We start from the raw sequence: 12,426 nt of genomic DNA, 5'->3' as shown, positions 1-12,426 counted from the left end.
TTGATTGGCAGGACGAAATGACCTGATATTCCCCGCGAAAACGTGCAACCACTCTAGCCGAGATCGATCGTTGTCAGGTGCCGGTCTGGCGTGTCTTCATCGACACCGACGGCGCCACCGATGTCTTGCATGCTTGCTGCGCAACGATTCCACGGCGATTGCGCTGGCGGAACGCATCACCACTTCATTGGGGATATGTCAGAAAGCGTGTCGGTCGAATGCTTCGATCCGACAGCCGCACGTTGCGCGAGGATGTCATTCGCACCGTGCAGGTAACGCCCGACCTTGCGCGGGAACGCCGCCGTGCTTTCCGCCACGCCGGCCACGACTCACGCGTGCAGCGCATCCATCTGCCGGCGTGCGTCCGCCAGCCCCGCCTCGAAGCCGTGCGGCTTCATGTCGAGTCCTTCCGCATAGACGAATTCCACATCGGAGATACCCATCAGGCCGAGCACGGCACGCAGGTACGGCGTGACCGCATCCGTCTCCTGGCCGACGTGCACACCGCCGCGAGAACTGAACACGATCGCGCTGATGCCTTCGACGAGCCCCACCGGATAGGTCTCCGTGTACCGGAACGTCACGCGGGCGCGTGCAACGAGGTCGAACCAGTTCTTCAACTGGGTCGGCACGTTGAGGTTGTACATCGGCGCGCCGATCAGCAGCAGGTCGCTGCCTTTGAGCTCGGCAATCAGTTCGTCGGACAGCACGATCGCACGTTGCGCGCGCTCGCTTGGATTGGCCGCGCCGCGCAGCGCGTGAAACAGCTCGCTGTCGAGCATCGGCAGGTCGGCGTCGACGAGATTGCGCACGATCACGTCGTCGGCATGGCCGTTGGCCTGACGCTCGGCCAGGAACGTGTCGATCAGCGCACCGGTTTGCGACTGGCTGCCGTTGATGCTGGATTTGAGGGCGAGGATCCGGGCCATGCGGGGTACTCCGTTACGAATGTGAGGACTGGAATCGATCGTAGCATCCACTTTTTATCGCCAAAAGCGATAAGATCGACGCACTGTGTAGCCTATTTATCCCCAATCGCATGCGAAACAACCTGAAGGGCATCGACGTCTTCGTCGCCGCGGCGGAAGCGAGCAGCTTCGCGCAGGCCGCGGAGAAGCTGCACATCACGCGGTCTGCGGTCGGCAAGAGCATCGCGCGCCTCGAGGAGCGGCTGGGCGTCGTGCTGTTTCAGCGGACGACGCGCAGCCAGAGCCTGACCGACGAAGGTGCGTTGTTCTACGACCATTGTTTGCGCGCGATGGAGCAGATCCAGGCTGGCGAGGCGCTGCTGGAAACCGGAAAATGGCAGATGACGGGGCGCCTGCGCGTGTCGATGCCGACGCTATTCGGTCATCTTTGCGTGGCGCCGATCCTGATCGAACTGGCGAAGGCGCATCCCGAGCTCGATCTCGACCTGTCGTTCAGCGATCGTTCCGTCGACCTGGTCGAAGAGCGCTTCGATCTGGCGGTGCGCGTCGGCGCGTTGCCGAACAGCAGCGGCCTGGTGGCGCGTCCGCTGGGCGAGCACCGGATGGCGTTCTGTGCATCGCCGGCGTATCTGAGCCGCTGCGGCGAACCCGCGACCTATGAAGAACTCGAACGGCACAAGGCGCTGGCCTATACGCGTTTCGGCCAGGTGCATCGCTGGCGCGTTGTCGTCGATGGCCAGCGCGTGGAATTGCAGCCCGCCGTTCGTTTGCTGTCCGACGACTTGAGCGCGCTGATGGATGCGGCCGTCGCGGATCTGGGCGTCGCGTGGCTGCCGTACTGGCTGGTGCGCGACGCGTTGCGCGGCGGCGCGTTGCGGGAGTTGCTGCCCGATCGACCGGGCGTGATCTTTCCGATCCAGGCGGTGTGGCCGTATACGCTGCATCTTCCGCTGAAAGTCCGGGCCGCCGTCGATGCGCTGCTGGAACATCTGCCGGCCCGGCTGGCCGTGGTCGAGGCGCGGATGTGACGAAGCGCCGCCGCGGTTTTTCGATAGATGCGCGTTACTGGCCGAAGCGGTCCGCCACGGCATCCTTCAGCCGCGCGGCGGTGATCTCGCCCATGTGCGACTCGACGAGGTTGCCTTTCGCGTCGAAGAAGAGCGTCGTCGGCAGCCCGCGCGAACCGTAGGTTTTCATCGCGTGCAGCGTGCGATCGAGCAGCACGTGATCGAACCGCAGCCCTTTCTGTTCGAGGAACGCGCGCACCGCTTGCGCGTCTTCGCCCTGGTTGACCATCAGCACCGTCATCCCCGGATGGTCCTGCTGCGCTTGCGCGAGGATCGGCATTTCGCGCTGGCACGGCGGGCACCACGTGGCCCACAGGTTCACGACGACGGGTTTGCCCGCGAAGCGTTGCACCGGCACTGGCGTTGCATCGAGCGCTTCGATCTGCAACGCGGCAAGCGGCGGCGCGCTGTGCTGCAACGTGGCGAGCGTGCCCTGCGCGATGCCCCATGCGGCAACACCCGCGAGCATGCCGGCCATCACCGGGCGACGCAGCGCGGGCAGGCGGCGCAGGCGCCAGCCCGCGAACACGATTCCGGCCGCGAGGCCGATGCGCCAGTCGAAGCCGCCGTCGCCGAGCGAGATGATCGAGCGTGGCGCGGCGGCGTATTCGTGCCACCACTGCGCAACGTAGCCGATACGCGCGGCGAGCAGGCCGAACAGCAACGAATCGAGGATCAGGCTCGATGCGGTCTTGTGATGTCCGTCAGGCGGGCGGCGCTGGATGAAACGGGCGACGAGCCACGCGAGCAGCGCGGCGACGGCTACCGCGACGACGCGGATCGAAAAGGGACCAATGCTCAGCATGAAAGGGCGGGACGTGATCGAGCGGGGCTGGAGACGGGATTGTCCGCCACGGCGGCGAAGCCGGCGACGGTCGTGTGGCGATTCGACAGGTCGCCGCGTATGGGGGTTCCCGTCGAGAACGTAACGGCGCGTTGCTGATTCGACGGAGGAGGCAGGCTCAGGACTCCGTGATTTTCATGCAGGCAGGCTGCAAATCAGGCCGGTCTGATGGTCAGCGGAATAGTGTTCATCGGCGATACCCACGCCGTCCCGCTCGATACGCGCTTCGTCATCGCAGGGCGAGCGCGGCGTCTGATACCCGACGGGGCGCGAATGCGTGGCCCGTCGGGTAGCGGCGATTACAGCTTTTTCGACTTGGCTTGCGCTGCGTCCGCTTGTTGCGCGTCGGCCGCCGGATCGAGCGTCGCGAGCGTCTTCTCGGTGAATTTCTCGTACAGCCAGTCCATGCGCAGGCTGTCGATGCCGGCGATACCGCCGAGCGCATACGACGCCGACACCTTGAAGCGGTCGACCGGGTGATTGTCGGCGTCGGTGAGCGTCACCGTGCCGTCGACATGATCGTTGCCAGCCATGAAGCCGAACATCACTGCCGAGAAGCTCGAGCGCACGCGAATGCCGGTGACTTCCACGTTCAGGTGCATCGCATCGGTCGAACCAGCCGTTGCCAGCAGCTTGCGTGCGGCCAGTGCGCTTTCGATTTTCGCTTTCAGGTTTTCGGGGCTGAATTTCAGATTGTCTTTCAGCGCTTCCTGGGCGGCATTGTCGAGCGTGACTTGAACGATCACGGGCTTCGTGCCGAACTTGGGCGTCGATGCAGTTGCGATGGCCCCCGCCTGATTGCCGGCGTCGCGTGTCACGCTGCTGGCGCAGCCCGACAGGAAGCCGATCGTCACCAATGCCAGAGCGGCATGACGGAATACAGATTTCATGATTTGGTCTTTTTAGTTCGGGTTATTTGAGATGGCTCTGTGGCCGGGCGGGAATCTAGCACGGGACGATTCGATTCAAAAGGTCGAATAGACCGACAATCGATTCGGCATTTATCCATCGCGGTCTTGTACGCGGATGAAAAGCCGGTTGACCGCGTTGCGGGAGATTGGGGCGCTGGCGATCGGGCCTTGCAGTCGCGGGGCTGACTACTGCGGACGATCACTGTCCGTTGCCGGACACTGCGCCGCCGAGCCGATAAGCGGTGAAGAACTCATACCAAGGCGATCCTTCCGCAACCGGCACATTGAGCGCCACAGTCCTTCGCTTCAACGCACCGAACACGTCATTGATACGCGCCGTCTGCCCCGCATCGTTGAACGGATAGGGCCGCGCCCGGCCGGCCGCGAATGCGCCATATGCAATCGCAAGCAGCCGCGCACTGTCGTCGGTCGACGCGATCGCGCCGTTGATCATTTCAGCGAAGCGCGGCCGGTCGTCGGCGCGTGATCCGGCGAGGCACAGGAACACGATCGCCGACAGTTCGTGCAGATCCTTCACCCGCAGCAAGTCAGGCAGCCGCGCAACGATTCGCTCGACCGGTTCATCGCGCAATGCATCGCTGAAGTCGAGCACGGCGGTCATCGGATTCGTGTCCGCTTTCAGGCGATCGAGTGCCGACGATACGGCCGACGCGCTCGCTCCGTCCGGCGACGCTGCTGGAGCAGCCCGCAACGCATCGGCCACCTGCTGTGTCCATTCCGGAAAGATCATCCGCACGTTGCCGAACTGCTCGCCGCCTTCCGCGGCCGGATTCCATCGATACACGATCGTGCCGCCGCGAATGAACGGCGAATACAGGTGCTCGGGCGTTTGCGGCAGCGGTCGACGATTGATCGGCAGCCAGGCGAGCGTCAGCCAGTCGTAGCGGCCGGTGGCGGGCACGGAAGGGCTCGAACTCGCGATGACCTGCCACGTGCCGCGATTCGCATAGCGGCGTCGCGCGTCGGGCACCGGGACGGTCCGGCCTTTCGCGGTGTCGAAGTACGTCGTGCCGGTCACGTTCGTGCCGCTGTCCGCGGCCGGCGTGATGGTGGAGATGACCCACGACGCGCCGTCCGCAGAACGGTAGTCGGACGGCTTCAGCGTGGCTACGTCGTGCACCATGCGCGTTTCCGACGCGACGGGGCTCGGGGGGAGATTGGCGGGCGCGGCCAGGATGCTCGGCATGGGATTTCCTCGGAATCGGGTGCGCATCGTCGATGCCGGGACGACGCGCGGCGGCGCGGATTGTTCGGATTGTTTATGTCACTGTAGAACGTCGCCGCCGGAAACGGAAACCGGCAGCACGGCGCGCCCCGCTCACGCGTGCCGACGCTTCGGCTTACCATGCGCATCCTGAGCCAACGACGCACACCGGGCGGGAGCGTACATGACCGACACGAAAGCCATCACCGAACACTGGACACAGGTCGCCGACCAATGGATCGGCTGGGCCGGCAAGCCGGGGCACGATGCGTTCTGGAAATACCGTGCGGGGCTCGCGGCCTATATCGGCCGCGACACCGGCCGCGCGCTGGAGATCGGCTGCGGCGAAGGCCGCGTGAGCCGCGAGCTGAAGGCGCTCGGCTACGACGTGACCGCGACCGACGTGGTGCCCGCGATGCTCGATGCCGCGCGTCATGCGGATTCGGCACATCGCTACGAGCTGGCCGATGCGGCGTCGCTGCCGTTCGACGCGGCCAGCTTCGATCTCGTGATGGCGTACAACGTGCTGATGGATCTCGACGACATGCAGCGCGCGTTGAACGAAGCGCGCCGCGTGCTGAAGCCGGGCGGGACGCTGTTCATCTCGCTCGTGCATCCGTTCCGCGATCGCGGCGGCTTCGCGGGGCCGCAACCCGATGCGCCGTTCGTGCTGCAGGGCAGCTATTTCGGGCGCGAGCACTTCGACGGTGTGGAAACGCGCGATGGGCTGTCGATGCACTTCGCCGGCTGGTCGCTGCCGCTGCAGGCGTACATGGAAGCACTGGAAGCGGCCGGGTTCGCGATCGTGTCGCTGCGCGAGCCGCCGCCCGACCAGGCCGATACGGACCAGTTGAAGCAGTGGGCGCGCGTGCCGCTGTTTCTGTGGGTCAAGGCGCGGCCGGTAGATTGAATTGGTCGCCCCTAGGACACAAAAATCGACCGATAGGATGAACTTGTATCCCCGGGGCTACCAGGTTTGCCGAAGCGGCTGTTCCCGAAAGGGATCATGGCGTTCAATCGGGTGGGGCAATCCACGAGATGGCGCTTGCCCACGCTCCGCCATTCAGCTCAGCGCGACAGATCCTTCCGGTAGAGCACGGCCCCCGGCTTTTCCGCGACGGTGTCGTAGAGCCGCATCGCCGTGTGATTCGTTTCGTGTGTCTGCCAGTACACGCGTTCGGCGCGATGCGCACGCGCGGTGTCGTACACGGCTTCGATCAGCGCGCGGCCCACGCCCTTGCCGCGTTCGCTGTCGAGTGTGAACAGGTCCTGCAGATAGCAGGTCGGCCCGGCGAGCGTCGTGCTGCGGTGATACAGGAAATGCACGAGCCCGACGAGCCGGCCGGCGCGCTCGGCGACGAGCGCATGCACGGGTTCATAGACGTCGAAGAAGCGCGACCACGTGAGCTGCGTGATGCGCAGCGGCAGCGCCGTGTCGTCGAAGCGGCCGTAGAAGCGGTTATAGCCGTCCCATAGCGGCAGCCACTGGTCGTAGTCGTCTTCCGTGACCGCGCGTACGGTCAGTCCGGTGTCGTTGGCGTTCATGTCGGCGGACCTGTCGAGGAGAAGAGGGCGCGCCGCCGATCCGGCCGGCGCGTCGCAGGTCTCTACGATAGGAAGTTCGCGGCCCCATGGGTAGGCCCATGACGACGGCGTTTCTTGGTGCCACGATCCGCACAATTCTCGCGATGTCGACGGTCCGTCAGAACCCGCGGTGATCGCGCCGGCTACGCTTGGGGCTGACCGGTTCAGCCCCCGCGCAACCCTGATGCTTGCGGCGTACCGCGAATCACGCGCCACTCGCTACGGCCAACATACGAGAAAAAGATCACGCCTCTTGAGCACCGGCGACACGTTCGGGATAAGCCGACGGCTCGACCGCAATCGCGATTTTTCCTCGAACCCCGTTGTTGGGACTTTCCAGCCGCGCATGGGCGAGCGGAATATCGGCAAGGGAATAGACGGCGCCAACGTGTGGGCGAAGCTGACCGCGCGCAATCAACGCACTCAACTCGTCCAGCTTGCCGCGGTTTTGTCGCGTGAACACGAAGTGATAGCTCGCGTTCTTGCCCCAGGCCTGAATGAGGTTTTGCGGCTGCGCGATATCCACGATCGTGACGATGCGGCCGAGTTGCGCGAGCACGTCGGGGCTGCGCGACAAGGTGTTGCCGCCGATGGTGTCGAACACGACATCGACGCCGCGGCCATCCGTGTCCCGCATGACGGCATCGACGTAATCGTCCTTTTCGTAGTCGATGACCACATCGGCACCCAGGCTTCGGGCGAACTCGACGTTTGCTTCGCGCACGGTCGTGAACACCCTGGCACCAATGGCTTTGGCGAGCTGGATCGCCACATGGCCGACGCCTCCCGCGCCGCCGTGTACCAGAATGCTTTCCCCCACGCGCAGCGCCGCACGCACGACCAGGGCTTCCCACGCCGTCCCGCCAACCAGGGTCAGGCTTGCCGCCTCGAGGTGGCTCAGCGACGGAGGCTTCTTCCCGACGATGCTTTCGGCAGCCACGTGGTACTCGGCATAACTGCCGGGCCCGTCGAAGATTTGCGGGGTGTACCAGACTTCGTCTCCCGGCGAGAAGGCCGTTACACCCGGCCCGACGGCTTCGACCACGCCCGATACGTCATGTCCGGTAATGCCCGGAAGTGGCACCAGGTCCGGATAGTCGCCACGCCGAACCTGGTAATCCAGCGGATTGATGGACGTCGCATGTACCCGGACCAGCACTTGTCCCGTGTGCGGCACCGGCTTGGACACTTCGCCCAGTTCGAATGATTCCGGGCCGCCAAATGACTTGAGCAACAGCGCTTTCATTGCAGATCCTTATTTCGATAAAAAGGGATATCGGGAATTATCGATATCATGGGGCAAAAAATTACAGGTCTTTCCCGATGGTCTTGGCCAGCGCGCTGATGGCTGCTTCGTTGCGCTTGTAGTAGGTCCACTGGCCGATGCGCCTGACTTCCACCAGGCCTGCTCGTTGCAGCGTCGCAAGATAATCGGACACCGTCGACTGCGACAGCCCGACACCTTCCTGAATACTGCTGACGCAGACGCCCACCGTATGAACATCCCCTTCATCCTGCGGAGGGAAGTTCTTCACGGGATCCTTCAAACCCTGCAGGATTTCAAGGCGTGTCCGGTTCGAGAGGGCTTTGAAGATGTCGAGCAATTCCATGGGCAGCGAGTATATCGAGAATTACCGATATGTCAATGTGAGCGCTGGCCGCCGTTCTGGAGAGAGCCGGCCCGGTTCTGGCGCCGCGCTCAAAATCGCAAGCCTTCCTCGAAAAGGGGGCCGTCCAGGATGCTTCGTCCGCCGCGGTTTCGGCGGCGGCTGCAATGGGTCGATGCGTATTCGCAATGGGTGGTTGACGGTCGGCGCTTGCATGCGTCATGAGCCCGTTGTCATGACTGGCCGCCGGCCGGGGAGGTCGTGCGGCTCGGCGCGGCGATACGCGTGTGCCGGCGGAGGGCCGCACGACTGCGGCCACCGGCTCTGCCGGCCGCCGCCCTTACCCGCGCAGCGGCGGATTGAGTTGCGCGAACGCCTGCTGGCGGCGATACGGGAAGTACGGATACGGCGCTTCCACCGCGCTCGCCGCGTCGAGCTTCGCGACCTGCGCGTCGGTCAGTGCCCAGCCGACCGCGCCGAGGTTCTGCCGCAGCTGTTCCTCGTTGCGCGCGCCGATGATCACCGACGATACCGTCGGGCGCTGCAGCAGCCAGTTCAGCGCGATCTGCGGCACGGTCTTGCCGGTTTCCTCGGCGATCGCGTCGAGCGCATCGACCACGTCGTACAGGCGCGCGTCGTCGACCGGCGGCCCGAAGCTGGCCGTTTCATGCAGGCGGCTGCCTTCGGGCAGCGGCGCGTTGCGCCGGATCTTGCCGGTGAGCCGGCCCCAGCCGAGCGGGCTCCAGACGAGCGCGCCGAGCCCCTGGTCGGCGCCGAGCGGCATCAGATCCCACTCGTAGTCGCGGCCGACGAGCGAGTAGTAGACCTGGTTCGCCACGTAACGCGACCAGCCGTGCTGATCGGCCACCGCCAGCGATTTCATGATCTGCCACCCGGCGAAGTTCGACACGCCGATGTAGCGCAGCTTGCCCGCGCGCACGAGATCGTCGAGCGTCGACATCACTTCCTCGACCGGCGTGCTTGCGTCGAACGCGTGGAGTTGCAGCAGGTCGATGTAGTCGGTGTCGAGGCGGCGCAGCGCGTGGTCGACGGCGCGGACCAGCCGCGCGCGCGACGTGCCCGCGTCGTTCGGGCCGCTGCCGGTCGGCAGGCCCGTCTTCGTCGAGATCAGCACCTGGTCGCGACGCCCCTTGATCGCGGCGCCGAGCACGCGCTCGGATTCGCCGTCCGAATACACGTCGGCCGTGTCGAACAGGTTCACGCCGGCTTCGAGGCAGATGTCGATCAGGCGGCGCGCTTCGTCGACGCCCGTATTGCCCCATGCGCTGAACAGCGGGCCGGTGCCGCCGAACGTGCCGGCGCCGAAGCTCAGGACGGGAACCTTGAGGCCGGAGCGGCCGAGGGTGCGGTATTCCATGGCGGGTTTCCTTTGGGTGCTCGAAGTGTCGAGGGGCGGCCGCGGGGCCAGGTGTTGCCACACTGTATCGCTTGCGGATATTTCGGATAATTGGGCAGACTTCGAAAATATCGTTCGGAAGAGGCGAATAATGCTGCTCGACAATCTCGCGCTGTTCCTGCGCATCGTGGAGAAGGGCGGGCTGGCCGCGGCGGGCCGTGAATTCGGGCTGTCGCCGGCCACCGTGTCCGAACGGTTGACGGCGCTCGAGCGCCACTACGGCGCGGCGCTGCTCACGCGCACGACGCGCGCGCTCAGCCTGACCGACGAAGGCCGCACGCTCGTCGACGGCGCGCGGCGCTTGCTGGCCGAAGCCGACGAACTGGAAAGCCGCGTGCGGCTGGGTATGCAGACGCTGTCGGGCCCGGTGCGCCTGAGCGCGCCGGCCGATCTCGGCCGCGAGCGCGTGGTGCCCGTCGTCGACGCGTTCCTGGCCGAGCATCCGGGCGTCACGGTCGATCTGCATCTCGGCGACGGTTACGTCGATGTCGTCGGGCAGGGGCTCGATTTCGCGATCCGCCGCGGCGTGCTCGCCGACAGTTCGCTGCGCAGCCGTTTGCTCGGCCGTGCACGGCGCGTGGTGTGCGCGTCGCCCGCGTATCTCGCGGCGCACGGCACGCCGCGGCATCCGGACGATCTCGCCGCACACCACTGCATCGTGATGCGCTTCGGGCCGGACCTGTATGCCGAATGGCCATTCAGTATCGATGGCGAACTCCGGCGCGTGACGGTGCGCGGCCGGCGGGTGGCCAACGACGGCGCGCTCGTGCGCGCGTGGTGCGTCGCGGGGCATGGCGTCGCGCTGAAGTCGCTGGTCGACGTCGAGCAGGATCTGGCGTCCGGCGCGCTCGTCGAAGTCCTGCGCGCGTTCTCGCCGGGCGATGTCGATTTGCAGATCGTCTATCCGGGCAGCGCCGTGCAGCCGCGGCGCGTGCGCGCACTGATCGACAAGCTGGCGCAGGCGCTGGGCGGGGCGTAACGGGCAGGGTTCACGCGGTCCGTCGAGCGTTGCAGCGTCTGTCCAGACGCGATCGCATCGAAGACCGGCGTGATGATCCGCGACGCGACGTCGCGCGCTGAAACCGCCGCTCGATCGATTGCACACATTTCGTCATTTAGCTAATATTCGAAACGTTAAACGAACCCCGAATCCATGGACGACGTCACCCGCATCAGTGCACTGGCCAATGAAAGCCGCCTGGCCGTGATGCGCTGGCTCAAGCAGCCGCGCAAGCATTTCCCGCCGCAGCCGCACGGCGATTTCGACGAACTCGGCGTGTGCTGCACGTACATCACCGAGAAGCTCGGCATCGCGCCGGCCACGACCACGCGCCACATGCGCATCCTCGCGGATGCCGGGCTCGTGCAGGCGACCCGCGCCGGCAAGTTCACGTACTACAAGCGGATCGACGGCGCGCTGCAGCAGCTCGGCCGCGATCTTTTGCAACTCTGACTCCCACCGAGGCAACCGAGATGGACGAACTTGCACTGCTGGCCGACGCCGACCGGCGCGCGCACGCGTATCTGGCCGAAACGAACGAGCGGCGTGCGTTTCCCGACGCGGCCGCATTGGCCGGCCTTGCGGCGTTCGACGAGCCACTGCCCGATACGGGCCGCCCGGCCGACGACGTGCTGCGCCTGCTCGACGAGCGCGGCACGCCCGCGACCGTCGCGTCGAACGGCCCGAACTACTTCGGCTTCGTGATCGGTGCCACGCTGCCGGCCGCGGCGGCGGCCGAGCGGCTGATGCTCGCGTGGGACCAGTGTGCGTCGTCGTATGCGAATTCGCCGGTGGCCGCGACGATCGAGCGTCAGGCCGCGCGCTGGGTCGTCGACGTGCTCGGGTTGCCCGAAGGCAGCGCGGTCGGTTTCGGCACGAGTGCGACGGCCTGCACGCTCGTCGCGCTGGTGGCCGCGCGGCGCGCACTGCTCGCGCGCAAGGGCTGGGACGTCGACGAGGACGGCCTGACCGGCGCGCCTGAAGTGAAGGTCGTGATCTCCGAGCTTGCGCACATCACGGTGAAGAAGGCGCTGCGCGTGCTCGGTTTCGGGATGAAGCGTCTCATCGTCGCGCCGGTCGACACGCACGGTCGCATCGACCCGGCACAGCTGCCGCTGCTCGACGACATGACGATCCTCTGCGTGCAGGCCGGCGAAGTGAACACCGGTGAGTTCGATCCGTTCGCGGCGCTGATTCCGCCCGCGAAGGCGGCCGGCGCGTGGGTGCACGTCGACGGTGCGTTCGGCCTGTGGGTCCGCGCATCGTCGAAGCGCGCGCTGACGGACGGCATCGACGGCGCGGATAGCTGGACCACCGACGGCCACAAGTGGCTCAACACGCCGTACGACGGCGCGATGGTGATCTGCCGCGACGCGGCCGCGCTCGCGACCGCGATGAACAGCGACGCCGTCTATCTGAGCGGCGCGCAGGATGCGCAGAAGAACCTGAACCTCGAATTCTCGCGGCGCGCGCGCGGCATTCCCGTGTGGGCCGCGTTGCGCTCGCTCGGCCGCGCCGGCGTGGCCACGATGGTCGAGCAGCATTGCGCGCAGGCGGCGCGGGTCGCGGACGGGCTGCGTGCCGCCGGCTACGACGTGCTGAACCGCGTCGTGCTGAATCAGGTGCTCGTGCGCGCCGGCACCGATGATGAAACGGCGGCGATCCTCGCGGCCGCGCAGGCGTCGGGCGACGTGTGGTTCGGCGCGACGGTGTGGCAGGGGCGGCCGGCGTTCCGGATCAGCGTGTCGTCGTGGCGTACCGAAGACACGCACATCGATCGTCTCGTGGCATTGCTGACGGAACTGCGCGGCGTGCACGTGCGCTAAGCGGTGGCAGCGCGGC

Annotated in this window: 13 protein-coding genes; 5 read left to right on the top strand and 8 right to left on the bottom strand. The window is 65.9% G+C overall.

Translation table 11 applies throughout. From position 1 onward, the window contains the following. Positions 1–329: 329 nt before the first annotated feature. Positions 330–929 (bottom strand): NAD(P)H-dependent oxidoreductase, encoded by a 600-nt coding sequence (locus BCO18175_RS35400; protein ID WP_174987809.1) that lies wholly within the window; start codon positions 927–929, stop codon positions 330–332. A gap of 110 nt (positions 930–1,039) precedes the next feature. On the opposite strand from BCO18175_RS35400, the gene BCO18175_RS35395 reads away from it, so the two are divergent. Then, complete coding sequence (locus BCO18175_RS35395) at positions 1,040–1,957, top strand: LysR family transcriptional regulator (protein WP_174987806.1); 918 nt, start codon at positions 1,040–1,042, stop codon at positions 1,955–1,957. A gap of 34 nt (positions 1,958–1,991) precedes the next feature. Here the strand turns inward: BCO18175_RS35395 and BCO18175_RS35390 are convergent, their stop codons facing one another. The 3 genes from BCO18175_RS35390 to BCO18175_RS35380 form a co-directional block, all read right to left on the bottom strand. Continuing rightward, the gene (locus BCO18175_RS35390) at positions 1,992–2,801 is read right to left on the bottom strand and encodes a TlpA disulfide reductase family protein (RefSeq protein ID WP_174987803.1); all 810 of its coding nucleotides are present in this window, start codon (positions 2,799–2,801) and stop codon (positions 1,992–1,994) included. A gap of 338 nt (positions 2,802–3,139) precedes the next feature. Further along, positions 3,140–3,730, bottom strand: coding sequence for a DUF4410 domain-containing protein (locus tag BCO18175_RS35385; protein ID WP_174987800.1), 591 nt, complete (start codon positions 3,728–3,730; stop codon positions 3,140–3,142). Positions 3,731–3,950: 220 nt separating this feature from the next. After that, a complete protein-coding gene (locus BCO18175_RS35380; protein ID WP_174987797.1) occupies positions 3,951–4,958 on the bottom strand; it encodes a hypothetical protein in 1,008 nt (335 codons plus the stop codon). Positions 4,959–5,160: 202 nt separating this feature from the next. Between BCO18175_RS35380 and BCO18175_RS35375 the strand changes: the two genes are divergently transcribed. Continuing rightward, positions 5,161–5,886: a class I SAM-dependent methyltransferase gene (locus BCO18175_RS35375; protein WP_174987795.1), complete on the top strand. Its 726-nt coding sequence runs from the start codon at positions 5,161–5,163 to the stop codon at positions 5,884–5,886. 158 nt (positions 5,887–6,044) lie between these two features. Here BCO18175_RS35375 and BCO18175_RS35370 read toward each other — a convergent pair whose 3' ends face one another. From BCO18175_RS35370 to BCO18175_RS35355, 4 genes are all read right to left on the bottom strand, one after another. Then, a complete protein-coding gene (locus BCO18175_RS35370; protein WP_174987792.1) occupies positions 6,045–6,521 on the bottom strand; it encodes a GNAT family N-acetyltransferase in 477 nt (158 codons plus the stop codon). Between the two features lie 283 nt (positions 6,522–6,804). Further along, on the bottom strand, positions 6,805–7,806 hold the full coding sequence (locus BCO18175_RS35365; protein ID WP_174987790.1) for a zinc-dependent alcohol dehydrogenase family protein: 1,002 nt from the start codon (positions 7,804–7,806) through the stop codon (positions 6,805–6,807). Positions 7,807–7,867: 61 nt separating this feature from the next. Then, positions 7,868–8,170: an ArsR/SmtB family transcription factor gene (locus tag BCO18175_RS35360; RefSeq protein WP_174914313.1), complete on the bottom strand. Its 303-nt coding sequence runs from the start codon at positions 8,168–8,170 to the stop codon at positions 7,868–7,870. A gap of 337 nt (positions 8,171–8,507) precedes the next feature. Beyond that, positions 8,508–9,545, bottom strand: a complete 1,038-nt coding sequence (locus BCO18175_RS35355; RefSeq protein WP_174987787.1) for an aldo/keto reductase — start codon at positions 9,543–9,545, stop codon at positions 8,508–8,510. A 130-nt stretch (positions 9,546–9,675) separates the two neighbouring features. Between BCO18175_RS35355 and BCO18175_RS35350 the strand changes: the two genes are divergently transcribed. From BCO18175_RS35350 to BCO18175_RS35340, 3 genes are all read left to right on the top strand, one after another. Next, positions 9,676–10,563 carry a LysR family transcriptional regulator gene (locus tag BCO18175_RS35350; protein WP_174987784.1) on the top strand — a complete coding sequence of 296 codons (888 nt, stop codon included), beginning with the start codon at positions 9,676–9,678 and terminating at the stop codon, positions 10,561–10,563. Positions 10,564–10,737: 174 nt separating this feature from the next. After that, positions 10,738–11,037, top strand: a complete 300-nt coding sequence (locus BCO18175_RS35345; protein ID WP_069250563.1) for an ArsR/SmtB family transcription factor — start codon at positions 10,738–10,740, stop codon at positions 11,035–11,037. Between the two features lie 20 nt (positions 11,038–11,057). Next, positions 11,058–12,410: a pyridoxal phosphate-dependent decarboxylase family protein gene (locus BCO18175_RS35340; RefSeq protein ID WP_174987781.1), complete on the top strand. Its 1,353-nt coding sequence runs from the start codon at positions 11,058–11,060 to the stop codon at positions 12,408–12,410. Positions 12,411–12,426: the final 16 nt, after the last annotated feature.

Origin of the sequence: Burkholderia lata, assembly GCF_902499335.1 — a bacterium.
GTDB classification, from domain to species: domain Bacteria; phylum Pseudomonadota; class Gammaproteobacteria; order Burkholderiales; family Burkholderiaceae; genus Burkholderia; species Burkholderia lata_B.
The sequence above is the reverse complement of the archived record's forward strand: the minus strand, read 5'-3'. Positions and strand labels throughout refer to the sequence as shown.